The sequence below is a fragment of the Virgibacillus ainsalahensis genome, from assembly GCF_055380755.1.
Genome location: NZ_AP043943.1, coordinates 3,267,773 through 3,291,254, shown reverse-complemented (window position 1 = coordinate 3,291,254; position 23,482 = coordinate 3,267,773). Strand labels below are relative to the sequence as shown.

The window sequence follows — 23,482 nt, the reverse complement described above, 5'->3', positions numbered from 1 at the left end:
TAGATATCAGGTGTTGGTCTCTGGCTTTATTAATACGTACTTAAGATAGCGTTTGGCCACATATACGTCATTTGGGAAAATGGATTTTCTACTTGCGTATCATTGACCTACTTTTTCCTTCTCGTTCAGCGCATCTTGCAGTACCTGTGCAATATCTTCATGAATGGCGAGTCCCTTATCCTTCAGTTGCTCCGGCAGTAATGCATCCTTTGGATTGATGGTAATATAGTACGCATCCGGCAAATTGTACGTCATATTCCAGAAAGGTTCTTTGATGAACATCGGGGTCATTTGACCGACACCCAGCTCCAAAAAGAGAACTTTCTTATTTTGATTTTCTAGAAGATATTTACGATATTTATTGATCTCGCTTTTATATTTATCTCCTTCTAAAAATACAAAGGAACGTACCCACAGTTCCATAGGACCACCGCACTCCGGACATTTTGGAACCATGCTAGATGGAATCTTCGTCCCTTCGATGTGGTTACACAATTCCTTTGCCTGTTCCGCATAAGGATAAATTTCGTCATGACAGGGACCAGAACACTGTAAATGTGTCCAGTCACCCTGAATTGCACTGACTTTTTCTTCTGGGAACACTTGTGAAAATTGGGTGTCTTGATTTGTCGTAAGAATATAATAGTTTTTATCACGCAGAATTTTATATAAATCCTTATAAGGTTGTCCAAGGGGGACATCCGCTACAAAGTGGATTAAAGTGGCAAGATATGCCCACCGTTCCTCCTCAGTGAGGAATTTATAATAAAATCCGCCAAAGATGTTATCGATTCCGTATTCTTCAGCGAATGCGTTAAAGTACTTTCGAAACATTGCATCGTCTCGATACCAGTTATATCCGGCAGACGCAGACATACCAGAAGCACCGCCAACTATTATTACTTCAGCTTCTTGAATTTTTTGCCGTAATATGGCTATATTGTCTTGATATTGTTGTGAAAGCATCGTTTACTTATCCTCCTAATGATTTTTATTCGTAGTCGAAAAAAATCCAAATTTCTAACATATATCTCAAATATTTAGATCCAAAAGTATATTTTTTTCTTCACTACGAATTCCCTTTTTAAAATTATAAATACATTATATAGTTGGTATACAAATAGAAACAAGTATGCACTTTTTTGACATATACTATCTCATTAGATAGTGTGGATATAAAGAAGAAGTTAAGCTACTGAAAGTAATTCATTAGTCCAATAAAATTGTTGGCCAATCACAGAGCGACTTTTCTATAGACTTTTTACTTACACCAAGTATCAAAAGGGATTACTAGTAACATCCCATTGGTTTATTTTTTCTTTCTCTTTCAAGACATCTTGAAGTACACGGGCAATGTCTTCTTTAATTGCAAGGCCTTTTTCCTCTATCGCTCTTGGAACTACAGCATCTTTAGGATTAACACTAATGTAGGATGCACCGGGCAAACGATAAGTCATCTCCCAAAATGGCTCTTTAATAAACTTTGGCGTCATCGTTCCTACGCCTAATTCCAGAAATAAAATTTTCTTATATTTGTTTTTCATAAGATACGCTTGAAACTTAACTAATTCGTTTCTAAAAAAGCTTCCTTCCAAAAATATACGAGAACGAACCCACGGCTCCATATCCTGCCCACATGTTGGACAAGTTGGAATCAATGCAGTAGGAATTCTAGTTCCCTCAATGTTTCGATACATGCTCCGGGCCAGCTCTTTATTTAAATACACCTGATCATGACAACGATGACTACATTGAAAATAACGCCAATCCCCTTGAATCGCAGACACTTTCTCTTCAGGGAAAACCTTTGAAAACTGAGTGTCTTGGTTCGTTGTAAGCACGAAATAGTTTTTGTCTTGAAGCAGTTGTTTTAAATCAAGGTAGGGCTGACCAGCTTGCGTCTCATATACAAACTTGATTAAAGTAGCAATATAAGCCCAGCGTTCTTCCCTTGTCTCAAAACGGTAATAAAAGCCATAAAAAATATTCTCAATCCCATACTTCTCTGCAAATTTCCCAAAATACTTCAGAAAGATTTCGTCTGTCTGATACCAGTTATACCCGGCAGCAGCCGACATTCCAGCTGCGCTACCAACCACAACCGCCTCAGCTTCTTCCATTTTTTGAAGTAATATTGCTATATGGTCTTGATATTGTTGATCTAGCATTCTAATAATTCCTCCAATCATGTCTCAAAGCATTCCCACTTCCAAACACAAATTGAAAAATCGAGGGTGTCATATATATTTTTGTTTTGGAACACAGCTTTACTTGAATCTAAATATATTATATAGTTGATATAAATTAAATAACAAGTATGCACATTTTTGACGCATACTATCTAGGAGGATAGTGTAAACGTGAAAATAACTAAAGTTAATATTGATGACAGTCAAGAACCTTTTTTCGGCTACACACTTTCCATAATTAGCGGGAAATGGAAACTGCAAATCATTTACCATTTATCCAAAAATGGTGCTGTACGCTATAATGAACTGCAGCGTATGTTAGGTAAAATAACCTACAAAACACTAAGCACTGCACTAAAAGAAATGGTGAATGATGGTATTATTCATCGGAAGGAATATCCACAAATTCCTCCCAAGGTTGAATATAGCCTTACTGAAAAAGGCCAAACACTCTGGCCTATTATTCAGGAAATGTGCCAGTGGGGAGAGCATAATCAACCCCCTAAATAAAGAACATAAAGGTTACTTATGCTAACTTCAATCAGTATAAAAGAAAGAACAAAAGGAAAAACCCGGGAGAAGTTAATTTTCATCCCGGGTTTTAAATCTAATATTGATTATGTATTCTTCTTGTTGTATTTCGGAGACATTCTTTTTTAATATTACAAATTTTGTAGAATCTGGCTATTTCTTCTATTCAGTAAAATATGAAATATATTCTTCAACTCAATGAATTCCACCAACCGCAAAGTCTGATAGAATGTAAAGACTTTTACTTTGTATGAAAACAACTGTTATCCACCATCAACCAAGATTATACCTTTTTCTGGTTGGCTCTTTTCGTAAATTTTGTTGCTCTTTAACGTCACAGTTGATATAAAAGACGACGTAACTTGAAATTATGGTTGGTGCTTTTTAACCGCTGCGGAAATACACTACGCTTTCCGCGGGCTCGCGCTGAGCCTCCTCGCTCGCAAAGAACGCTCGCTGTGGGGTCTCAGGCGTCTTCGCTTTCCCGCTGGAGTCTTCGTGTATTTCCTTCGCTGGATTGGGATTGTGCACTGCAACTTATCGCATTTATTGTTTGATTTAAGTCACGTAATAGTTATGCACTTTTAAGATAGTTGATTGAAGCGGAGGACCGTTGACTCCAGCAGGAACAGCACGTGTCTGAAGACCCCGCAGAGTGGGTTTCTCGAGGAGACTGAAGCCGTGCCCGCGGAAAGCAACGGTCCGCAGCGGAAATCAACATAGCAGTTACTTCGCCTTTTATCTTTATTGTGTCAAAAGCAACAAATCTTTTCGGTGGGGCGAGTAATCGCAGTCCTAATCTTTTATAGAACATCCTTCTGGTTAAATTAGCTGTTTTCATTATAGATGGTGGCGGCATGCTCTTAGCCGCCATGCTAGTTTCTTAACGAATACCAATTATCATTAAATGTAAATAAACACTTTATTTACAAACCTCACCTGAGAAAACAAGCATTTTTATAACATTGTATTCAACAGATTATGTTGTTTAATTTCTTGTATGGATAGATATAAAGAATAGTTGCCAAACCTGAGTATTTCATTAAGAAAAAGATTTAATTGTTCTTGCGTATTAACTTTTACTTTCATATGGTAACATCCTTCTCCCGATACTCGGTGAGCTTCAACTATCTCTTTTCGTTCCTTAATAAAACGTAAAAATGAATCATGGTTTGCTGTTTTCATATAAATTATGACAAATGCTGTAAAGATCTGTCCTAATTTCATTTCATCTACTATTATAGAGTACGCTTTAATTACACCACTTTCCTCTAGTTTTTTTATACGATTACCTACTGCTTGTCCTGTCATATGAATTTGTTCACCTAAGTCTTTCCATTGAATACGTGAATTTTCGGATAGTAACCGCAGGATCTGAAAATCAATGTTATCAAGTTCCATAATAAATTCCTTTCACCATGAAATGATTTGCTGTAAAAGTGTTTCATCAAAGTATCGATAGAAATCGGGGTATCATTTATCATTATATTGTAACAAAAAATTAAATGAGGTGATAATAATGAGTACAGCTTTAATTATTGTTGATATTCAAAACGACTATTTTCCAAATGGAAAGATGGAGTTAAGCAACCCTGATAAAGCAGCTGCTAATGCTGCTAAAGTTCTTGATTGGTTTAGACAAAATAACAAAGATAATATTTTTCATGTTCAGCATATCGCAAGTAGTCCAGAGTTAGGCTTCTTTCTTCCAAATACAGAGGGAGTTGAACTACATGAAACTGTTTTACCATTAGAACACGAAAATATTACCGTGAAAAATTTCCCTAACAGCTTTTTGAAGACTGATTTAGAAAGCAAGTTAAGAGAAAAAGGTGTAACCAAGGTAATCGTTGTAGGTATGATGACGCATATGTGTATTGATGCAACAGTTAGGGCTGCAGTTGATCTAGGTTTTGAAACTACACTAATTGAAGATGCATGTGCGACTAGGGAGTTATCTTATCAAGATAAGGTCGTTCCAGCAGAACAGGTTCATTATGGGTTTGTCAGTGCACTTAACGGCATGTATGCCAATGTAATTTCGACCGAGAATTTCCTGCAACAAAACAATTAATTAAATGCGAAGGGGAGATTGTTTTATAAGCAATCTCCTCTTTTTGATATGGATAAAGTTTTTTCACTTGGGTGGTTGAAAAGCACGCCGCATACGTTACCAGCAAGTTTTACCAATCCGCCTCTCAGACGCTCAAGGTTGGCAGAATAATGAGCCTTTTAAAAAGCCCTAGTAAAAAAGAAAGGTAAATATCGGAAGACATTTAATGAAATAACAGTGGTTTGATGATGCTTATTTCATTGCGCTTCAAGGTTTTACAATCATATGTATAATTTTCATCAAATTTTCATATTGGTTTAGTACTGTGATTAATAGAGGAATCATGGTTCGAATAAAATGATTATCTGTCAAGTGAAGTCTGAGTCATCACACGAATTACAGGGTTTTCTCCTTAATATCAAGTTTACATAATTATTCAGTATCAAGAAGGTATGGAGGTTACAAGCAATGAAAAAAGCAATTCTTGTCTTTGTTATTGTAGGCATGGTTGGATGGGCTATTTATGATTTTGTAAGTTCAACGGATGATACGGCTGTTCAGGAAGATAATAGTTCGGACGGTGCCAAAATCACATCACCAACTCCTGCCGGGGAAGAGGGTCAGGTCGAGGAGTCCGATGAAATTGGGATTTCTGTTGGGCAAATTGCTCCTGACTTTCAATTAGAGACACTTGAGGGGGAAACGGTACATTTGTCTGATTATCGGGGCGAGCGTGTCATCGTCAATTTTTGGGCTACATGGTGTCCGCCATGCAGAGCAGAAATCCCCGACTTTCAAAAATTGTATAACAATGAGGATGTGGAAATTTTAGCAGTTGATTTGACAGATACGGAAGAAAGCATAGAGGATGTCAGGTCGTTTGTGAACGAATATGAAATGACGTTCCCAGTCCTGATGGATGAAAATTCCGATGTTGCTGATATGTATCAGGTAATGGCATATCCAACTTCCTATATGGTTGATTCGAGTGGTCATATACAATATATTGCAATGGGTGCAATGAATTATGACCTTATGATTCAGGAATTGGCAAAGATGGAATAGTTGATCCTGTTATTCAATGAAAAAATAAGCTTGACAAGGATACCTATAGGGGTATATGATGTATATGTCATATTTTCAATAAGGGTTCGGCAAATGAAGCGATCCCTATTTTTAAAAGTAAATTAATACCCGTACAGGTACCGGTAATAAAACAGCAAATGGGAAGGATGATCACAGTAGTGGAAGAAAAAAAGAAAACAACAATCGTCTTGTTCAGTGGGGATTATGATAAGGCGATGGCTGCATATATCATTGCAAATGGTGCGGCGGCGTATGATCATGAGGTGACTATATTCCATACATTCTGGGGGTTAAATGCACTCCGGAAAGAAAATCAGGTTCTGGTAAAAAAGAATTTCCTGGAAAAAATGTTTGGAAAAATGATGCCAAGAGGAACTGATAAAATGGGGCTATCCAAAATGAATTATTTGGGTATGGGACCAAAAATGATTAAAAACGTGATGAAAAAGCACAATGCGATGCCACTGCCACAGTTAGTGGACATGGCTCAGGAACAAAGTGTAAAGCTAATTGCATGTACCATGACAATGGATTTGCTTGGTCTTCAAAAAGGAGAACTACTGGATGAAATCGAATATGCGGGAGTTGGTGCATATATTGGCGATGCTGAAGATGGTAATGTGAATTTATTTATTTAGCAGTTAAAAAGCAGATTGGGAAGATGAGGCAGAGTATAATACGGGGAGGAAAAAAGATGCCAAAAACAATTACAGTGCAAGAACTCGCGAAAAGGATTGTTCAACAGGAAGAGACCTTTATTTTGGATGTGCGAAATACGGACGAATTTGAGGAATGGAAAATTGAAGGGGAAAATATTGAGATTGTCAACGAGCCTTACTTTAACCTGATGGATAGTGTTGAACCTGTTTCAGCCCATATTGAAAAGGACCAGGAAATTGTTGTTGCCTGTGCAAAAGGAAGATCATCCCAGATGGTAGCTGATTTGCTTGAAGATACAGTTTTTACGGATGTGTATAGTCTAGAAGGAGGTATGAAAGCATGGAGTGAACACCTGGAGCCTGTGAAAATCGGTGATCTGCGAGAAGGTGGAACACTCTACCAGTTTGTCCGTCTGGGTAAAGGCTGTCTATCATATTTTATAGAATCAAATGGGGAAGCAGCGGTTGTTGATGCTGCCAGAATGACTGGTTTTTATGAGAAATTTGCTGAAGAGCTTGGTGTGAAAATTAACTACGTTATCGACACACATTTGCATGCAGATCATATTTCTGGTGGAAGAAGTCTTGCAGAACAGGTGGGAGCAACTTATCACTTACCGCCTAAAGATGCAATGGAAGTGACATTTGACTATACACCGGTAGAAGAAGGTTCCGATATTACGGTGGGAAATACGACAGTTGATGTGCAACCAATCTATTCTCCTGGACATACGATTGGCAGTACCTCATTTATTGTAGATGAAATGTATTTGTTGAGTGGCGATATATTATTTGTGAAATCAATAGGTCGCCCGGATTTAGCCGGATTGGCGGAAGAGTGGGTGGATGATCTTCGTAATACCCTCTATGACCGGTACAGAAATCTTTCAAAAGATTTGATTGTACTGCCCGCACACTATTCTTCTGTAGAAGAGATGGGTGATGGAGCTAAGGTCGCTGCTCGCTTAGGTGATTTATATAGGGAAAATTCAGGACTTCAAATAAAGGATAAGAAGGAATTCAAAAATATGGTTACAGAAAATCTTCCACCACAGCCAAATGCGCATGAAACCATCCGGAAAACAAATATGGGCAAAATAAACCCGGATCAGGAAAAGCAAAAAGAAATGGAAGCTGGTCCAAACCGTTGTGCAGTAGCGGGATAATTTAAGGAGGAATTGAAGATGGAAGCTACAAAATTATTAGATGCAAAAGGATTGGCTTGTCCAATGCCCATAGTAAGGGCGAAAAAGGCTATCGGAGAAATTAATTCTGGTGAAGTATTGGAAATTCACGCTACGGATAAAGGGGCCAAAAGTGACCTGACCGCATGGGCGAAATCACGCGGTCATGAACTATTGCAGGATACAGAAGAAAACGGTGTTTTCAAATTTTGGATTAAGAAGGAATAAGAGACCCAAGCAAACGTTGGGTCTCCCGGCTAAGTGCAACAAAACCTTCCTGTAATGATAAGCCTGGTTTTTTATCCTGATATTTAAAGCTGTTTAACACATTTTTTTGCGATTATACACGTTGGGGTATATAGTAAAAGTAGAAAATAAATAATGATTGTGTAATAGAAAGGAAGTATCCATTATGAACTATGATGATCAGGTAAAAAATAGAGTTAAACGTATTGAAGGCCAAGTCAAGGGGTTGTTAAAAGCAATGGACGAGGGAAAAGAATGCCGTGATGTAGTGAATCAGATGTCTGCTGCCAGAAATGCGCTTGATCGTGCTATCGCATTAATTGTCAGCAGAAATCTGGAAGAGTGCATTCGTGAGGAGAAGGAATCTGGTGAAAATTCTGAGGATATTATAAAGGAAGCGGTAAACCTGCTTGTAAAAAGCCGGTAACCAACTGATACAATTGAACCCGTAAAATTATGCATTAAAGAGGTTGTTCAAAAAGTCACAGAATGATAAGTGGCAAATCTCTTCGTTGGCTTGTTTTTCCGCTACTCACGTATTAAAAAGCATACGTTCAGTGACTCAAAATTTCGTCGCCTCGCCCTTCTTGCTTCTAATTCGGCAACTTTTTGAACACGCACTTAAAGGCAGGTCCAAATAAATATCTGATAAAAGCAATGGAGGATTTTTTATTTGTCGCGCCTTGATTGCTTTTTTTCTGTCTAATAAAGTATATTCATCAAATTTTCATATTGGTCATGTATTATAAGATACGCGTACAAATGGGAGGAATCATTTTGTGGTGATTGCGAGTAAATTAATGTCGATAGGAATGATGGTTTTCAGCATCGGGGTTGGGTTTATTATCCTGGTTATTTTTGGTGGTTTGTCAAAGGAACAACGAAAGGACTACCTGGAAGAAATGATTTCACAGCTCATTAACCTGGTCATCTTTGTGTGGATAGGAAAAATTATATTGAATTTTCCTGTTTTTATGGAAGATCCAATGTCTATATTGGCATATCCCAGTGATTCAGATTCTTTTTATCTGGCTGTATTATTCAGTGGGGCGTTGTTTTTTTATAAATCATCAAAGTGGTATTTGGATACACTGTTGTTCCTGAAATCTTTCCTTTTCGTATTATTGACGGCGTCTTTTGCATATGAATTTATCCAATACATTTGGAACGATAATCAATTTGCCTTTGGGTATTTGATTCTACTGACCGTTCTCTTGTTATTATTTATTTTTATGCAAAATCGTGTTGCGTCAAGTACTTTAATCCTTGTTATATTAACTGTTTGGTCTCTAGGAGTTCTATTATTATGGTTTATTCAGCCGTTTGTGACTATATTCGGCTATATGATGACGCCATGGTTTCTGGGACTCGTTTTCGCCATCGGTTTTTCATTTATTCTATTTTGTAAAAGAAAGAGGAGATGCTAGTGGGTGGAATCGAAGCAGATACAATGTTAGTCGTTGGAATGTTTCTGGCGGTGGGTGCAGGCGCCTTATCCTTCCTGTCACCGTGCGTGCTGCCGATTTTTCCGGCTTATATGTCGTATATCACCGGTATTAGTGTGAAAGAATTGCAGGGAGATCAGAATACTAAAATACGCCGACAGCTGTTAAGTCATTCGCTCATTTTTCTGTTGGCGGTTTCCTTGGTATTTATCAGTTTAGGTGCCAGTGCCTCATTTTTAGGTAAGTGGGCACAGGATTTACTTGTTGGAGAATCTGGACTGCTTATTCAGCGTATTGCCGGAATTCTTATTATTGTGATGGGGTTATTTGTTGCCGGCTGGATTACCATTCCATCATTGATGAAGGAAAAACGGTATCAATTCTCCAAAAGGCCAGCGGGGTATGCCGGGACATTTTTTATTGGGCTTGGCTTTGCGGCAGGATGGACGCCGTGTATAGGACCGATTTTCGGATCAATTCTGCTTCTGGCCGCTAGTAATCCTGGTCAGGGTGTATTTTACACGATCATGTATGTGGTTGGTTTTTCATTACCGTTTCTTTTGTTGACGTATTACCTCGGTTCAACAAAATGGATTGCCAGACATAGCCAAGTGATTATGAAAGTTGGAGCAGTGATTATGATTATTATGGGTCTGGTGTTATTTTTCGGGCTGATGCCGCGTATTGCAGGTTTCCTACTTGATTTGGTGGAGGGTACGTGGTTATCTAAATTAGGATAATAGTTCGCGGAAAAATCAATTGTTATTATGATAATTGTTGGAATGATTTCCTTAGTGGTGTATGATTTTGAATTTTGAATGAAGGCTTCAGAGCTTGAGAAGATGAATTAAATCCAGATATCAGATATAGTACAATTAACTTGAGGTGGTCATGGTGAAACAAACCATTTTAGTGGTTGAAGATGACAAGATGATTCGTGAACTAATAACCATTTACCTGGAAAAAGCGGGATATGATGTTATTGAGGCTGTAGATGGAGAAGAGGCTAAGCAGGCATTTTTGACGTATCATCCTTGTCTGATCCTGCTTGATTTAATGCTTCCCAAAATGAGTGGAGAAGCATTCTGTACATGGGTGAGGGAGCAGGAACGGAATGAAGTGTCAATTATAATGGTCTCCGCAAAAGCGCGCACACATGATAAAATCAACGGTTTGAAAATGGGTGCGGATGATTATTTAACAAAGCCATTCGATCCTGATGAGCTGGTTGCTCATGTTGAAGCGGTCTTACGAAGGACCGGACAGTTTTGCCAAAAAATAGCATATGGGGGACTTTGCATTAAACCGCGCAAAGGTGAAGTATTGCTTTTTGACAAACAACTGTACCTGACTAAACATGAATTTAATCTGCTCTACTATTTTATGGAAAATCCAAATATAGTTCTCTCCAGGGAAGATTTGATTAACCAGTTGTACCCATATGCTGATAAGACAATATTGGATCGTACGATTGATGCACATATCAAAAAACTCCGGGAGAAAATTGAAGACAAACCATCTCATCCGAAACGAATTTTAACCGTCCGGGGAATGGGGTATAAATTTGCCGATGAATAAATTTGGAAAGTCCTGGTTGCCCAAGCGGTTTCTGTGGCGTTTATCCATCACCAATACAATTGTTATTACCGCTTTTATTGTGCTGAGCGGGTGGTCTATCTATCATACTGCATGTTCATTGGCTGATGGAATGGGGTCGATGAATGCGCAAAAACAGGGACAATTTGAATCAGTACTCTTTCAATATTTGTGGATTTTCAGTGCTACCGCTATCGTAATCGGAAGTATAACCCATTTTTATATAACTAGAAAATTGACGGAGCCATTAAATAAATTGATTGAGTCGACAAAAAGTATGAAAACAGGGCACTATCCGGACCCGATCGATGTGAAATCCAAGGATGAGACAGGTCAATTGATTGGTCATTTTAATGATATGGTACACCAGTTAAAAATGAATGAGGAGCATCGTCAGAAAGCTATTTCAGATCTGTCGCATGAATTCCGTACCCCTTTATCAAATTTAAACGGGTATTTAAATGCGTTAAGCAGTGGTGTGATTGACGGGGATGAAAAACTGTATAAAGCACTCTATGACGAATCTCAGCGGCTAACCAGTATGGTTCAACAACTGGAGCAATTGAAGGAATGGGACTATATTTCAAATCAAACGTTCTTGGAAAAAGCTCCGATCGATATGCATCTTACTATCGAGCAATCCGTTGAGATGTTTCATTGGACACTGGAAAATGCGGGCATTTCGGTGGTTGTCGATTCCAAACATGGCGTTGCCAATGTGGATGATGGTAGCATCTCACAGGTTATCGGTAATCTACTTGATAATGCGATTCGATATTACCAGGGAACAGATCCGATTTTTGTTAAAGGGGAAACACTGAACAACGCATACCGGGTGTCGGTTGCCGGACAGGGTCAACCAATTCCTGCGGAGGAACTGGACAGGATATTTGAACGGTTTTACCGGACGGACACATCCAGAAGTTATTATTCAGGGGGAACAGGTCTTGGCCTCGCCATATCCAAAGAGATTATTGAACATCACGGTGGGAAGATTGGTGTAGAGTCGTATGGAAATTTCCATACGTTTTGGTTTACGCTGCCTCTTTGGAGTCAAACCTAAAAAAATGGAAAACTGAAATAAATTTTAAAAGAGGTGAATGAATTGTCCACAATGCATGAACGTTCAAATTTAACGCCTAAAAGTGATGAGGATCTTGAGAAGATTACTGTTGGAGCGCGTAAACCTCATAATGCGAAGATCACCATTTTGGAGTATGATCCACGCTGGCCAAAACTATTCGAACGAGAGGCTAAACGGATTCGCTCTGTACTCGGCAACAAGGCATTGCAAGTGGAGCACGTTGGATCAACCTCAGTACCGGGACTGTGTGCTAAGCCAATTATTGATATTCTACTAGTTGTAACGGACGCTGCTGAGGAGAAGAACTATGTCTCGGATTTGGAGGAAGCTGGCTATATATTACGTATTCGGGAACCAGAGTGGTTTGAGCACCGTCTGTTCAAGGGCCCTGATACAGACATCAATCTGCACGTATTCAGCAAAGGAGCGTCTGAGGTCGACCGAATGTTGCTCTTCCGTGATTGGCTGCGGACCAACAACTTCGACCGGGACAACTACGCACGAGTAAAGCGCAATCTGGCTCAGCTTAAATGGCGACATGTACAACACTACGCAGATGCAAAAAACTCGATAGTACAGGAAATCATGGAGCGAGCAAATGCAGTTGAGTAGAACGTTTGACGTTACTGAGCCGGGTTTATTTAGATTATCGGGCTTAAAAATTGTAACAAAATTGGATACGAATCGGTGGAGCAACCTTTGTTCAGCAATGCTGCGCAATTGAGTAAATATCCTTTTTAAACAACTTTATTGTAAATAAATAGAGTTTGTGGCTTTGAAATAAAGTCGCGATGTTTTATCCCTTTGGAGATACGGTTATCTAAAGGGGTATTTTTGTATCTAAAAAACATCTGAAATTGATCAATGATTAGGAAGGTTGGGGGTACAGAGACAGGTGTAGACACTATCAACCATGGTTAAAAATTAAGAATGCTTGTGAACGGAAGCCTAATTATATTTGATAATAAAAATATCCGTCAATCATTGTTGACATTGTATATATAATACATATACAATATAAACAAAGATTACAATTGTGAGGTTATTATGGACATCATTTTATCGAATTCTTCACAGGAACCGATTTATTTACAGATAAAGAACCAAATTAAACAAAGCATTTTGCGTAATGAAATGGCAGAAGGCGATGCGTTGCCATCAATGCGTCGTCTTGCTCAGGATCTCCGCATCAGTGTTATTACGACTAAACGGGCGTATGATGAGCTGGAGAAGGAAGGATTCATCACATCCTTTGTGGGGAAGGGTTCGTTTGTGGCTGGTCAGAGCAATGATCTGATTCAAGAAAAGCGTCTCAAGATGGTGGAAGAGGGGCTGGCTGAGATTGTTGCAGAAAGCAGGAATTTGAATATCTCCCTACAACAACTACAAGAATTACTAGCAATGCTTTATGAGGAGGGGGAGTAGTGGAGGACGCAGTAACACTCATTGATGTGAATAAAGCGTATAAAGACTTTGCGTTAAAAGACGTTTCCTTTTCAGTGAAAAAGGGATTTATTACGGGCTTTATCGGTCCAAATGGATCGGGAAAGACGACGACAATTAAGTTGATGCTCAACCTCCTTCAATCGGATTCAGGCATGATAAAAGTGTTTGGTAAAGATTATGCGACGCAGATGAAGGAGATCAAGCAGCGGATTGGTTTTGTTTACGCCGATTATCAACTGTATGAGCATTTGACGATTGAAAAAATGAAGCGGGTAATTGCACCTTTCTATACGAATTGGGATGATCAGGTGTTTGCGAATTACATGGAGCGCCTCGATCTTCCATGGAAGCGGAAAATTGTCCAGCTATCGAAAGGGATGAGAACGAAGCTGTCAATTGCGATTGCTCTGTCGCACCATGCTGATTTAATCGTTTTAGATGAACCGACATCGGGATTGGATCCTGTGAGTCGCAGAGAAATTCTCGATATATTGGCAGAAGTCATGCAGGACGAGGAGAAGACGGTCTTTTTCTCAACGCACATCACGACGGACTTGGAGCAAATCGCCGACTACATTACATTTATTTACAATGGAAAAGTTGTATTCAGTGAGAATAAGGAGACCATCATGGAGGAGCATTACATTGTTCGAGGGGCGAAGGATCTGTTAGACGGAGATATTCGCAAGTTGTTTCTTCAAGTCCGTGAAACGCCTGTCGGATTTGAAGGCCTGACGAATCAAGGCGAGAATGTCAGGTTGTTAATGGGCGAGCATGTCGTGATGGAGCGTGCTTCATTAGAGGACATAATGGTGTATACCGTGGGAAAAGTCTAATCCTTGGAAGACCGACGCTCTGTTTACTAGTGTTGTGGCCAGTCTCAACTCGGGGTGTTCAAAACAAATCAGTGTAGGGAGGCTATGGATAATGGATCGATTGATTTCATGGCTGAAGAGAAGTGGACTTTCACTGCTTGGGTTTGGTGTATTGCTGATTATCATATACATGGTTGACCCATTGTCTTGGGAGCCGGGATGGAGAGATAGTGCATTTGAACGGGTGGATGAGCTTGTTCCAGATGGCTGGTTTGTGGACCGATTTGCGCCATTTGATTCGTACGAGTTTAATGTGCTGACTGCATTATTCGGAATATTAGTGGTGGTAGGTATCATTTGGGATTTATTCTCTCGTGTTTTATTAAATGACAAAGATGAAGATACAAAAGGGGAGGCGGAGGATGAATATGGCGGCCATTTTAGAGGTTGAAAATTTACGAAAAACTTACGCTGATTCTGCGTTTGGATTAAAGGATGTCTCTTTTTCGATTCCGTATGGCTCAATTGTTGGATTTATCGGAGAAAATGGGGCAGGGAAGTCTACGACAATGGGATCGATTTTAGGGACGCTGCATAAAGACAATGGAACAATTAAAATCTTTGGCGAAGAAATGGATGCCAATCACGTGCACATCAAAGAAGATATTGGTGTTGTCTTTGATTCCATGAAACTACCGGGTGACTTAACGGTATATAAGTTAGGAAACGTGTTCCAGCAAATATATGAGTATTGGGATAAAGAAGCGTTTTTTAACTACATTGATTTTTTTTCTTTGCCAAAGAAAAAGAAGATTAGCGGGTTTTCCCGGGGAATGTCGATGAAACTTTCTGTTGCTGTCGCTCTTTCCCACGATGCGAAACTACTAATATTGGATGAAGCGACAGCAGGTCTTGATCCAGGTGGGAGAGACGATATGCTCAGGGTCTTAGGTGAGTTTGTACATAATCAAAAACGAGGCATTTTGCTTTCCTCTCATATTACAAGTGATATCGAAAGAATCGCAGATGCTCTCATCTTTATTAAGGGGGGAGAGATTTTGTTACGTGTTGAAAAGAAAGAACTCCTAAACCATTATGCGATCGTACAGTGTACGCACGACCAATATAGAATGATTAAGGAAGACATCGTTATTGCGTATCAAAAGAATAGTGAATCCCTCGACGTGCTTGTCTCGAACAAGGAGGACGTTCCACCTTCTATGAAGACAAAAAACTTTTCCATAGATGATATTACATTGCTACTAATGCGGGGTGAAAAAGCATGAAAGGTTTGTTATTAAATCAATATTATTCTGTTGAAAAGACGATTTGGACTTATGTACCCCTTGGTCTCATCCTTGCCACTGTCCTGATATTTTTTGATAATCCAGTGATTCAACGTTTGGCGGCTTTTTTACCCGTCATCTTTATGGCATCATCTGCGCTTGAAGTGTTAAAACACGAGTCGAAGTCGGGCTGGAACAAATATGTGTTGACGTTGCCAGTTAAGCGAAGCCGCGTTGTTCAAAGTCACTATTTGTTTTTCTCGGTATTAGCACTCACTGGACTGCTTATCGCGTGTATCGCGTTTGTGCTTGCACAGTTTGTTTTCGGGCAAACGCCAAGTGCAGGGTACATTTATTCGGTGATGAACATCTTGGGGATGACATGTACGATGGGTTTTGTCGCCTATCCATTGACATACTTGCTTGGTACTGAAAAAGCCGAGGTCGTTGCTATGGCTGGTATGATAGCTGGACTTGGTGTCTTTTTCCTGAGTGCTTTTGTCTACGATCTTTTTATCACGCCCCTTGATGTGTTACAAGGGTTGAACCAGGACCTACTCTTTTCAGCAAGCTTTTTGATTATCAATTTTATTCTATTGGTCGTTTCCTATGTCATTTCCATTCAAATCTATAAACGAAAAGAGTTTTAATGAGAGAGGAGAAACCTGCATTGCATTAGCTGCTGGTTTAACAGGTACACTAACCGAAAATGAGTACGCTCCTTTTGAAGCGGCCACATTATGAAGTGAAATTGGATGAAGAGAAGATAAGAATGTATAAAATTTTGGCATGAAATATTTATATTAGATTATAAGCCACGTCCAGCTCCAGCGCCTACCCCCTCGAGGTCTTAAGTAAGAACTCCCTGTGGCAAAGGACGCCACTGTGAGTTCTTACTTAAGCTTGTCGGGGGTGACCAAGGCGCTTGCGCTTTTGTTCTAAATTCTCAATTTCTTTGATTAGAAATTTTAACTTTTCAATGGCTTCTTCATTTTGTTTTTTATTTGTTGATATCAACGTAATTATCTCATCTATTCTTTCCTTGTAATTAGTCGGTTTAATTGGAAAGGTGGTGGCCATTTTAACAGCTTTTTTTTCGTTAATACAATATGCTTCATTTTTAGCGAATAAAACTTGGTTAAGACAAGCAATAGCTCGATAGCCATGTCCCATCATATAAGAAAGGTCATCTTTATTTATATTGGCTTCCATAAACATGAGTGAGAAGGAAGCTTCAAATGAAAAAAATTGAATGATTGCTTCTTTCATTTTTGGAGGATATTGCTCGGATCTTTCTTTAAGGTGCTCGAAATTTGTATCAAAGGCAGATATTACTTTAGATATTGCTAACTCTCCCATATACATGGCATTACTAAACCCATGAGGATGTCCTGTTTGATAATGCATAGAAATGAGCCCTTTATGACAATCTTCAATGACTTTTTCTACACGATGAATATCACGAAGAATTAAATCAACATGGTAACCGTCTATAACAAGCCATCCTCCTGCATTTATCCAATCTCCCCATTCACCGAGCTCTGTAATTAAATTCCTTTGTTCCTTGTCATCATTGAGTTCATAAGCCAAAGGATTTAAGCGTTTTGGATCAAACCCTTGTGAAGTATCATAATAAATACCAATATCTATATCGGAATCATGCGTATATGTTCCACGTGCTCTGGAACCACCTAATACAACACCTGTAACTCCTGTAACCTCTTGAATTTTATCATTAATCTTATCGATCACTTTGTCTGCAGTCATTTAACATACCTCCTATACTATTGTAATTTTTTGATATATAGATCTAAAGATATTAAGAAAAGCTTTATTTGTTCTGTTGCATCGAAAGAATCTTCATGATGAAGTTGGGAAGCATTAACCAATAATCCATCTACAAAGGAAATGATATAACTGGCAATGGTATTCTCGAATTCAGAATGAATGTGATCCGTACTTTGATGAATCATTAATTTGATTCCTTGTTTTAATTTGATATATCTATTGCTGTAAAAATCAGGGGTGTCTACAACATAAAAATATTCTGATCGTGCGCGAACTAGAGATTGACTGGATAATTGGGGAACAATATATTCTTCAAGCCATGTATTTAAGTGCTCTATTAATAATCCATTATGGTTACTTTGAATAGATGGCTCATGATGATCAACCTCATCTAGTACAGCTAAAAATATATCTTCTACATTTTTAAAATAAGAATAGATTGTAGCCCGGGAAACGTTGGCTGCCTGAATGATATCTTTCATGCTGACGTTGTGATATCCCTTCGTTTCAAATACATTTTTAGAAGCCTGTACGATCATTTTCTTCTTTTCAGCTTTATAAGATTCACTTACCTTTGGCATATGATATCACCGGTCCTCAAATTGAACAAATGTGTTTAATTTATGATTTGATAATACTATACACTTATGTTTAGTTTCAAGCTTATGTACAAAATATGCATTTTATGAAGAAAACACTTTTGTTTTTGTATATGGCCAGATAGAAAAAACTGCACCCCAATTGTTATTAATATCTAACAATTGGGGTGCAGTTCGTTAGGTTCAGTTATCTTCTTTGTTCTTTGCTAATTTTATCCGATCTTTAATCCCTGGTGGTTGTTCCAGCCAATTGTGTTTAATCATAATATCAGCTCCACTTTTGGCTAATCGGGAAACTTCCAAGGATAACCGTTCATAATTAACCATTAAGTCACTCCGTTGACTGGTAGCCGCAGCAGTGGCATAATTCCCTATTCCAGCGGACGTGATAAGTGTCATATGAAACATCACTAACTTGTCGGAAAATGCTTGAGTTGTTGAGTTACTTACACCTACATCAGGTAATTGTGGAGATTCAATATCATCTTTCATGAGTGTATCAACAAGAACCTTTATATGTTTCTGAGAGATCTCTTTTCCCCTTAGCATAAAATCTTGTACTTCTTTAGATGGTGATGTTTGAGCAAAAGATAAGCACAATTTCACACCTACCGAGTTTGTTGCTACATTTTGATACAAATGGGAAATTTCAATGGCACTTAATGGTCGTTTATCACTGAAAGGATTTAAGCCACTCAAATATTTTTTACTATCTACGTAATCCGTTTCTTTAGGAACTTCAATATAAGGATGTCTAGTATTTATTCCTTTTGAAAGGGCAACTTCGCTTGAACGGTTAAAAAGTGTAGCTGTTTCCGTTAAACCCTGTGTAAAGTAATCTCGTATATCTTCTCTGGCACTCATAGAGACAGCACCACTGTACGTTAGCATTCCTACTTTCGCCATATGGTTCACATAGGTTAAACAAAACATGTCAGAAAAGAGCCATGGAGCATTCATATTTACATCTTGTTCGGTAAATCCGTTTGGAACGGCATAATTTTCAATTTGAAAAATACCGTGTAACTGTTGCAGATGATTGGAAGAAATATCATAAGCATACTGTACAACAGGTTTTATATCTGGGTCTTCAATATATTTCAACATAAAACTTAAGATACATTTCGACATACTATCATTCATATATCCAGTCCAAAGCGTACCAATCTCAGCGGATGTTAGATTTATTTTCTTTTCACTCATTACGAACCTCCAGTAGTTAAGTATACATCCGTTATTATGTACAAGGTTGATTTATTTTATTAGAAAAATTTATACAATATAAGCAAATCAACTTTAAAGGGAAAAGCAGAAGGGATCAACCAATAGAAGGGTTATCAGATAAAAATATTTTAGGATAGTACCAAAAATGCAAGGGTTCATCAAAAAGTCAACTACAGAAATGGATTGCAGGCTGCAAATTTCACCAAAGATTCACCTTCCATTTTCAGTCTAGGAAAGTGGAAGAAAATATGGTTGATTTGATGTAGGCGTCAAATATCCCCATGTATAGTCATGAGGAATATTAACTAAGCCGGTTGAACATTGCGTGATTACTGGTAAAATAATTTTTAGAAATAAAAAATATCAAGGCAAAGGAGGGACGTACACAGAATCATTTTTCCTGTGTGCAAGGAAATGAAGAAAATCGTATATGCCATCGTATTATTTAGTTTTATTTTATTGGCTGGATGTAGTGAAAGTGACGGAACCTCATCGGAATCGGAAGTAAGCTCCGCTGACGGGGAAGAGGTAACTGAACAAGATACTGAAGAGGAATCGGAAATTGAACCGGAACCAGTGGATTCTTTGGGATATGACCAATTTGAAATTGAATCCGACGATACCATCGCCTGGATGAATGCAGGGCCAGGTGAATATGGTGGAGAGAATTTCAATGAAGAAGCAGTAAAAGCTGAGATCGATCAGTGGCCGGAGGGACTGGAACCGGAAGAATATTTCCACGGTATTGTTGGACTGACTGCAGGTGACTACCGTGAATATCAGGGGACCCTCGACACGGTGGATGTTGAATTTGAAAAAATCACAGCTGCGCCTGACGGGGAACCAGGAGATGAAGAAGCAGCATACATACCGGATATGAATGTACAAATTCTTCTGGACGCTAGTGGAAGTATGGCGGGACAGGTGGATGGCGGGGTGAAAATGGATCTGGCCAAAGACGCCATTGCCGACTTTGCAGGAAACCTCCCCGAACATGCTAATGTATCACTGCGTGTATACGGTCATGCTGGAACCAACCAGCTGGACGGGAAAGAAAAATCCTGTTCTACTACTGAAGAAGTGTATTCTCTAGGGGAATACAAAGAGGAAAATTTCACCGAGGCATTGCAGGCGTTTTCTCCGACCGGCTATACACCGCTTGGGCTGGCTATGGAAGAAGCAGCGGCAGACTTGGAAAACCTTAAAGGTGATGATGTTCAGAATGTCGTTTACGTAGTGAGTGACGGAAAGGAAACCTGCGGAGGTGATCCAGTCGCCGAGGCAGAGGCGATGCAGTCCTCTGATATTGGCGCCATTGTCAATATCATTGGTTTTGACATTGAGGAAGCTGAACGGGAGGCTCTGGAAGCAATCGCTGCAGCAGGACCTTCGAGGAAGAACGGAGTGCTCTTATCGATGAATGGTATGACTGGGTCAGTGAAAATGTTTCGACCAACTATGAACAGGTCAGTGAATATGTAGACCTCTCCAATGAATACTCCACGGAGGCGGTCGATTTGAACAATGAGGAAGAAAGCAGGCAGAAGGACCTGACACGGTATATGGAAGAGATTATGGAAGACGTGGATGCGATAGAAATCCGAAGCCTCCTTTCCGACCGTGCTTTGAACATGCGTCAGCATATCCGGAGTGAATTTCTCGACATGCGCCAGGAAGCTCGCGAAAAAGGCCTGGATATCAGACAGGAGGTACGGGAGCGAGGACTGGATGAGAGACAGGAATTAAGAAATATGGATTAGGGAGATGCAGAAAAAAAGGGACTTGGCCTTTCAATTCAATGCCAAGTCCCTCTTTCTATGTGATTAATTTTTATTAACAGATGCATCATAGATGGATTCAACTGCTTCTTTTAACGTTGCATTGAATTCTTCATCAGACTGATTGACATTCAGGTTTGCGCTTAACGCTCTTGAGAAGCTGGCGATTAATCCATCATTTTCTTTTAATTTTTCATTTGCTTCTTCCAGGGAATAACCGCCTGAAAGTGCAACAACTCGTACAACACGTGGATGATCGATTAATTCTTTATACGCATTTGGAGTTGTTGGGATTGATAATTTCAGCATGACATTCTGGTCTGCATTTAAATTATTCAAATGCTTCAATATCTCATCTTTTAATATTTCTTCGGATTGTTCTTTGTCTTTACTATGGATATCTACTTCCGGCTCTATAATTGGTACAAGCCCGGCTTCAATAATTTGGTTTCCTATCTCAAATTGCTGGTCAACGACTTCTTTAATTCCCCCAGTATTTGCTTCTTTAATGACTGAGCGCATTTTTGTACCAAAAATATGGCGTTCGTTCGCGCGGTTTAGTGTTTCCTTCAAGTTATCAATTGGTTTCATTTTCTGTACGCCGTTGGAGATGTCAGCCAATCCTTTGTCGACTTTTAAAAATGGTACAACACCTTTTTCTTCAGCCAGATAGTCACCAGTGTATTTGCCTTCGATTTCACGATCCATTGTTTGCTCAAATAAAATGGCTCCAAGAATATGCTCAGGATCAAAAGCAGGTGAGGTAATGATTCGTGTACGCATTGCATGTACAAGATCGAACATTTCCGTTTCATTTGAATAATCATTTTCAGAAACACCGTAACTCGCTAATGCTTTTGGAGTACTACCGCCACTTTGGTCCAGTGCTGCGATAAATCCTTTTCCGTTCTTGATTTTTTCTAATTGATTTTCCTGCATTTACTCCACTCCTTTTCAGTCGTCAGATTTTTTTCTACAAGGCAGAAGAAACTCCCACATTCTCATTGTATCACTTTACGGATGGTTGGGCTAAAAATGAGGAAGTCTAAAACCAGTTTATCCATAAGATGCCCCCCATGTCCTTTAGACAGAAGGGGAAAGGGAAATTACTTCCATATTTCTTTTGCTGTGTCGACAATATATTTTAATTTTGCCCACTGTTCATCTTCTGTTAATTTATTCCCGTGGTGAGTCGATGCAAAGCCACATTGTGGACTGATGCATAGCTGTTCAAGCGGCACATATTTAGATGCTTCTTCAATACGAGACTGAATGACTGCTTTATCCTCCAGTTCACCGGACTTGGATGTATACACACCAAGAACTACACGTGGTCCGCCGTCTGGGATATGTTTCAACGGTTCAAAGCTTCCAGAACGATCATCATCGTATTCCAGGAAGAACCCGTCCACTTTTTCTTTGGCAAAGAAGGTAGGTGCGATTTTTGCGTAGCTGCCCTCAAACGCCCATGCAGACTGATAGTTTCCACGGCATAGATGTGTTGTAATCGTTAAATCTTCCGGCTGTCCTTCCAATACTCCATTTAACACGCGTATCGCTAAATCAATACGTTCCTCACGTGATAATTCGGTGTCTGCAAAAGGGATGTCCGGTGCAGAGAGACCTGCAATATATACATCATCAAGCTGAAGATAACGGCAACCTGCATCATAGAAAGCTTTGATAGCATCACGATACGCCTGGACAACGTCTCCTGCAAAGTCTTCAATGTCGGGATAGATTTCAAAATTTGGAATACCTGCATTAAAGAGCTGGTTCGGACTTGGAATGGTTTGTTTTGCAATGGCACGATCACCAACGATTTCTTTAAAATCCTTGAACTGTTGAATATGTGGATGGTTCTCATTAAAGGATACTTTTCCGCTAATACGAACATCATATTTTTCTGTTTCCACACCAACGAAATTAAATCCGTGCTCCGGTACATATCCTTCCACACCACTTAGTTCCTCTAGGAAGTCTGTGTGCCAGAAACGGCGACGGAATTCTCCGTCTGTCACGGCACTCAAACCAACTTCAATCTGCTTATCAACAATTTTTTTAATTTCTTCTGTTTCAATTTGGTACAGTTCTTCTGTTGAAATGACTCCTGTCTCTCTGTCTTTACGTGCCTGGTGGATGCGTTCCGGTCGTAATAGACTTCCTACATGATCTGCTCGAAATGGTGCTTTTACTGTTGTCTTTGTCATTTAATCTCCCTCTTTCCCAAAAATATTTGTGAAGATAATCGAAAGCGTTTCTGCAATTAAAAAATCCCCTTCTTTATAAGAAGAGGCTTGTGGTTACGAAATGTTCGCTCTTCTTATCTTCAAGTAAATTCTGCTGGAATTGGCACAGTACTTATAATTAGTCCGCTGCCGAGGCTTCAAAGGGCCAGTCCCTCCACCTCTCTGGATAAGAATGTGTTACTTATTTAATTATTAATGTTAAAGATACAGATATTTAAACAGTA

Annotated in this window: 27 protein-coding genes and 1 riboswitch; of the genes, 19 read left to right on the top strand and 8 right to left on the bottom strand. The window is 39.2% G+C overall.

Annotation, left to right across the window (positions count from 1 at the left end):
* Nucleotides 1-99: 99 nt before the first annotated feature.
* Nucleotides 100-966, bottom strand: a complete 867-nt coding sequence (locus tag ACZ427_RS16200) for an SIR2 family NAD-dependent protein deacylase (RefSeq protein ID WP_461176700.1) — start codon at nucleotides 964-966, stop codon at nucleotides 100-102.
* 311 nt (nucleotides 967-1,277) lie between these two features.
* Nucleotides 1,278-2,168 carry an SIR2 family NAD-dependent protein deacylase gene (locus tag ACZ427_RS16195; protein WP_461176701.1) on the bottom strand — a complete coding sequence of 297 codons (891 nt, stop codon included), beginning with the start codon at nucleotides 2,166-2,168 and terminating at the stop codon, nucleotides 1,278-1,280.
* 192 nt (nucleotides 2,169-2,360) lie between these two features.
* Here ACZ427_RS16195 and ACZ427_RS16190 point away from each other — a divergent pair, with 192 nt between their 5' ends.
* Entirely contained in the window at nucleotides 2,361-2,699 is a 339-nt protein-coding gene (locus tag ACZ427_RS16190; protein WP_461176702.1) for a winged helix-turn-helix transcriptional regulator, read from the top strand.
* A gap of 978 nt (nucleotides 2,700-3,677) precedes the next feature.
* On the opposite strand, the gene ACZ427_RS16185 is transcribed toward ACZ427_RS16190, so the two are convergent.
* Nucleotides 3,678-4,121, bottom strand: coding sequence for an Lrp/AsnC family transcriptional regulator (locus tag ACZ427_RS16185; protein ID WP_461176703.1), 444 nt, complete (start codon nucleotides 4,119-4,121; stop codon nucleotides 3,678-3,680).
* 118 nt (nucleotides 4,122-4,239) lie between these two features.
* Here ACZ427_RS16185 and ACZ427_RS16180 point away from each other — a divergent pair, with 118 nt between their 5' ends.
* The 16 genes from ACZ427_RS16180 (at nucleotide 4,240) to ACZ427_RS16105 (ending at nucleotide 16,270) form a co-directional block, all read left to right on the top strand.
* On the top strand, nucleotides 4,240-4,794 hold the full coding sequence (locus ACZ427_RS16180; RefSeq protein ID WP_461176704.1) for a cysteine hydrolase family protein: 555 nt from the start codon (nucleotides 4,240-4,242) through the stop codon (nucleotides 4,792-4,794).
* Nucleotides 4,795-5,241: 447 nt separating this feature from the next.
* Nucleotides 5,242-5,838 carry a TlpA family protein disulfide reductase gene (locus ACZ427_RS16175; protein WP_461176705.1) on the top strand — a complete coding sequence of 199 codons (597 nt, stop codon included), beginning with the start codon at nucleotides 5,242-5,244 and terminating at the stop codon, nucleotides 5,836-5,838.
* A gap of 167 nt (nucleotides 5,839-6,005) precedes the next feature.
* The gene (locus tag ACZ427_RS16170) at nucleotides 6,006-6,497 is read left to right on the top strand and encodes a DsrE/DsrF/DrsH-like family protein (RefSeq protein ID WP_461176757.1); all 492 of its coding nucleotides are present in this window, start codon (nucleotides 6,006-6,008) and stop codon (nucleotides 6,495-6,497) included.
* A gap of 56 nt (nucleotides 6,498-6,553) precedes the next feature.
* A complete protein-coding gene (locus ACZ427_RS16165) occupies nucleotides 6,554-7,684 on the top strand; it encodes an MBL fold metallo-hydrolase (RefSeq protein ID WP_461176706.1) in 1,131 nt (376 codons plus the stop codon).
* 18 nt (nucleotides 7,685-7,702) lie between these two features.
* Nucleotides 7,703-7,930, top strand: a complete 228-nt coding sequence (locus ACZ427_RS16160; protein ID WP_461176707.1) for a sulfurtransferase TusA family protein — start codon at nucleotides 7,703-7,705, stop codon at nucleotides 7,928-7,930.
* Nucleotides 7,931-8,114: 184 nt separating this feature from the next.
* Nucleotides 8,115-8,375 (top strand): metal-sensitive transcriptional regulator, encoded by a 261-nt coding sequence (locus ACZ427_RS16155; RefSeq protein ID WP_461176708.1) that lies wholly within the window; start codon nucleotides 8,115-8,117, stop codon nucleotides 8,373-8,375.
* A gap of 352 nt (nucleotides 8,376-8,727) precedes the next feature.
* Nucleotides 8,728-9,375: a hypothetical protein gene (locus ACZ427_RS16150; RefSeq protein ID WP_464883464.1), complete on the top strand. Its 648-nt coding sequence runs from the start codon at nucleotides 8,728-8,730 to the stop codon at nucleotides 9,373-9,375.
* Nucleotides 9,375-10,133: a cytochrome c biogenesis CcdA family protein gene (locus ACZ427_RS16145; RefSeq protein ID WP_461176710.1), complete on the top strand. Its 759-nt coding sequence runs from the start codon at nucleotides 9,375-9,377 to the stop codon at nucleotides 10,131-10,133. Before ACZ427_RS16150 ends, ACZ427_RS16145 begins: the two co-directional genes overlap by 1 nt.
* A gap of 154 nt (nucleotides 10,134-10,287) precedes the next feature.
* Nucleotides 10,288-10,971, top strand: a complete 684-nt coding sequence (locus tag ACZ427_RS16140) for a response regulator transcription factor (RefSeq protein ID WP_461176711.1) — start codon at nucleotides 10,288-10,290, stop codon at nucleotides 10,969-10,971.
* Complete coding sequence (locus ACZ427_RS16135) at nucleotides 10,964-12,052, top strand: HAMP domain-containing sensor histidine kinase (RefSeq protein WP_461176712.1); 1,089 nt, start codon at nucleotides 10,964-10,966, stop codon at nucleotides 12,050-12,052. Before ACZ427_RS16140 ends, ACZ427_RS16135 begins: the two co-directional genes overlap by 8 nt.
* A 51-nt stretch (nucleotides 12,053-12,103) precedes the next feature.
* Complete coding sequence (locus ACZ427_RS16130; protein WP_461176713.1) at nucleotides 12,104-12,685, top strand: GrpB family protein; 582 nt, start codon at nucleotides 12,104-12,106, stop codon at nucleotides 12,683-12,685.
* A gap of 435 nt (nucleotides 12,686-13,120) precedes the next feature.
* Nucleotides 13,121-13,498 (top strand): GntR family transcriptional regulator, encoded by a 378-nt coding sequence (locus tag ACZ427_RS16125; protein WP_461176714.1) that lies wholly within the window; start codon nucleotides 13,121-13,123, stop codon nucleotides 13,496-13,498.
* Nucleotides 13,498-14,355 carry an ABC transporter ATP-binding protein gene (locus ACZ427_RS16120; RefSeq protein WP_461176715.1) on the top strand — a complete coding sequence of 286 codons (858 nt, stop codon included), beginning with the start codon at nucleotides 13,498-13,500 and terminating at the stop codon, nucleotides 14,353-14,355. The genes ACZ427_RS16125 and ACZ427_RS16120 overlap by 1 nt, the downstream gene beginning before the upstream one ends.
* Before the next feature lie 91 nt (nucleotides 14,356-14,446).
* Nucleotides 14,447-14,785, top strand: coding sequence for a YfzA family protein (locus ACZ427_RS16115; RefSeq protein ID WP_461176716.1), 339 nt, complete (start codon nucleotides 14,447-14,449; stop codon nucleotides 14,783-14,785).
* Nucleotides 14,763-15,620 (top strand): ABC transporter ATP-binding protein, encoded by an 858-nt coding sequence (locus ACZ427_RS16110; protein WP_461176717.1) that lies wholly within the window; start codon nucleotides 14,763-14,765, stop codon nucleotides 15,618-15,620. The genes ACZ427_RS16115 and ACZ427_RS16110 overlap by 23 nt, the downstream gene beginning before the upstream one ends.
* Nucleotides 15,617-16,270: an ABC-2 transporter permease gene (locus ACZ427_RS16105; RefSeq protein ID WP_461176718.1), complete on the top strand. Its 654-nt coding sequence runs from the start codon at nucleotides 15,617-15,619 to the stop codon at nucleotides 16,268-16,270. Before ACZ427_RS16110 ends, ACZ427_RS16105 begins: the two co-directional genes overlap by 4 nt.
* Before the next feature lie 247 nt (nucleotides 16,271-16,517).
* On the opposite strand, the gene ACZ427_RS16100 is transcribed toward ACZ427_RS16105, so the two are convergent.
* From ACZ427_RS16100 to ACZ427_RS16090, 3 genes are all read right to left on the bottom strand, one after another.
* Nucleotides 16,518-17,387 carry a nucleotidyltransferase domain-containing protein gene (locus tag ACZ427_RS16100; protein WP_461176719.1) on the bottom strand — a complete coding sequence of 290 codons (870 nt, stop codon included), beginning with the start codon at nucleotides 17,385-17,387 and terminating at the stop codon, nucleotides 16,518-16,520.
* 17 nt (nucleotides 17,388-17,404) lie between these two features.
* Entirely contained in the window at nucleotides 17,405-17,989 is a 585-nt protein-coding gene (locus ACZ427_RS16095; protein ID WP_461176720.1) for a TetR/AcrR family transcriptional regulator, read from the bottom strand.
* Between the two features lie 201 nt (nucleotides 17,990-18,190).
* Nucleotides 18,191-19,210 carry a DUF3231 family protein gene (locus tag ACZ427_RS16090; protein ID WP_461176721.1) on the bottom strand — a complete coding sequence of 340 codons (1,020 nt, stop codon included), beginning with the start codon at nucleotides 19,208-19,210 and terminating at the stop codon, nucleotides 18,191-18,193.
* Between the two features lie 435 nt (nucleotides 19,211-19,645).
* On the opposite strand from ACZ427_RS16090, the gene ACZ427_RS16085 reads away from it, so the two are divergent.
* Together ACZ427_RS16085 and ACZ427_RS16080 are read left to right on the top strand one after the other, a co-directional pair.
* Nucleotides 19,646-20,713: a VWA domain-containing protein gene (locus tag ACZ427_RS16085; RefSeq protein WP_461176722.1), complete on the top strand. Its 1,068-nt coding sequence runs from the start codon at nucleotides 19,646-19,648 to the stop codon at nucleotides 20,711-20,713.
* Nucleotides 20,714-20,748: 35 nt separating this feature from the next.
* The gene (locus tag ACZ427_RS16080) at nucleotides 20,749-20,991 is read left to right on the top strand and encodes a hypothetical protein (protein WP_461176723.1); all 243 of its coding nucleotides are present in this window, start codon (nucleotides 20,749-20,751) and stop codon (nucleotides 20,989-20,991) included.
* Between the two features lie 63 nt (nucleotides 20,992-21,054).
* On the opposite strand, the gene ACZ427_RS16075 is transcribed toward ACZ427_RS16080, so the two are convergent.
* Together ACZ427_RS16075 and ACZ427_RS16070 are read right to left on the bottom strand one after the other, a co-directional pair.
* Complete coding sequence (locus tag ACZ427_RS16075) at nucleotides 21,055-21,948, bottom strand: fructose bisphosphate aldolase (protein WP_461176724.1); 894 nt, start codon at nucleotides 21,946-21,948, stop codon at nucleotides 21,055-21,057.
* 167 nt (nucleotides 21,949-22,115) lie between these two features.
* Nucleotides 22,116-23,219, bottom strand: coding sequence for a 5-methyltetrahydropteroyltriglutamate--homocysteine S-methyltransferase (locus ACZ427_RS16070; protein WP_461176725.1), 1,104 nt, complete (start codon nucleotides 23,217-23,219; stop codon nucleotides 22,116-22,118).
* A gap of 110 nt (nucleotides 23,220-23,329) precedes the next feature.
* Nucleotides 23,330-23,431: riboswitch (SAM riboswitch) on the bottom strand.
* Nucleotides 23,432-23,482 lie beyond the last annotated feature (51 nt).

Excerpts from the sequence above, each read along its gene's own strand:
- ACZ427_RS16085 (WP_461176722.1), top strand. The coding sequence starts at position 19,646 with ATGAAGAAAATCGTATATGCCATCGTATTATTTAGTTTTATTTTATTG.
- ACZ427_RS16185 (WP_461176703.1), bottom strand. The coding sequence starts at position 4,121 with ATGGAACTTGATAACATTGATTTTCAGATCCTGCGGTTACTATCCGAA.
- ACZ427_RS16180 (WP_461176704.1), top strand. The coding sequence starts at position 4,240 with ATGAGTACAGCTTTAATTATTGTTGATATTCAAAACGACTATTTTCCA.
- ACZ427_RS16100 (WP_461176719.1), bottom strand. The coding sequence starts at position 17,387 with ATGACTGCAGACAAAGTGATCGATAAGATTAATGATAAAATTCAAGAG.
- ACZ427_RS16075 (WP_461176724.1), bottom strand. The coding sequence starts at position 21,948 with ATGCAGGAAAATCAATTAGAAAAAATCAAGAACGGAAAAGGATTTATC.
- ACZ427_RS16135 (WP_461176712.1), top strand. The coding sequence starts at position 10,964 with ATGAATAAATTTGGAAAGTCCTGGTTGCCCAAGCGGTTTCTGTGGCGT.
- ACZ427_RS16170 (WP_461176757.1), top strand. The coding sequence starts at position 6,006 with ATGATCACAGTAGTGGAAGAAAAAAAGAAAACAACAATCGTCTTGTTC.
- ACZ427_RS16105 (WP_461176718.1), top strand. The coding sequence starts at position 15,617 with ATGAAAGGTTTGTTATTAAATCAATATTATTCTGTTGAAAAGACGATT.
- ACZ427_RS16090 (WP_461176721.1), bottom strand. The coding sequence starts at position 19,210 with ATGAGTGAAAAGAAAATAAATCTAACATCCGCTGAGATTGGTACGCTT.
- ACZ427_RS16195 (WP_461176701.1), bottom strand. The coding sequence starts at position 2,168 with ATGCTAGATCAACAATATCAAGACCATATAGCAATATTACTTCAAAAA.
- ACZ427_RS16160 (WP_461176707.1), top strand. The coding sequence starts at position 7,703 with ATGGAAGCTACAAAATTATTAGATGCAAAAGGATTGGCTTGTCCAATG.
- ACZ427_RS16110 (WP_461176717.1), top strand. The coding sequence starts at position 14,763 with ATGGCGGCCATTTTAGAGGTTGAAAATTTACGAAAAACTTACGCTGAT.
- ACZ427_RS16165 (WP_461176706.1), top strand. The coding sequence starts at position 6,554 with ATGCCAAAAACAATTACAGTGCAAGAACTCGCGAAAAGGATTGTTCAA.
- ACZ427_RS16095 (WP_461176720.1), bottom strand. The coding sequence starts at position 17,989 with ATGCCAAAGGTAAGTGAATCTTATAAAGCTGAAAAGAAGAAAATGATC.
- ACZ427_RS16175 (WP_461176705.1), top strand. The coding sequence starts at position 5,242 with ATGAAAAAAGCAATTCTTGTCTTTGTTATTGTAGGCATGGTTGGATGG.
- ACZ427_RS16130 (WP_461176713.1), top strand. The coding sequence starts at position 12,104 with ATGCATGAACGTTCAAATTTAACGCCTAAAAGTGATGAGGATCTTGAG.
- ACZ427_RS16125 (WP_461176714.1), top strand. The coding sequence starts at position 13,121 with ATGGACATCATTTTATCGAATTCTTCACAGGAACCGATTTATTTACAG.
- ACZ427_RS16155 (WP_461176708.1), top strand. The coding sequence starts at position 8,115 with ATGAACTATGATGATCAGGTAAAAAATAGAGTTAAACGTATTGAAGGC.
- ACZ427_RS16070 (WP_461176725.1), bottom strand. The coding sequence starts at position 23,219 with ATGACAAAGACAACAGTAAAAGCACCATTTCGAGCAGATCATGTAGGA.
- ACZ427_RS16200 (WP_461176700.1), bottom strand. The coding sequence starts at position 966 with ATGCTTTCACAACAATATCAAGACAATATAGCCATATTACGGCAAAAA.
- ACZ427_RS16115 (WP_461176716.1), top strand. The coding sequence starts at position 14,447 with ATGGATCGATTGATTTCATGGCTGAAGAGAAGTGGACTTTCACTGCTT.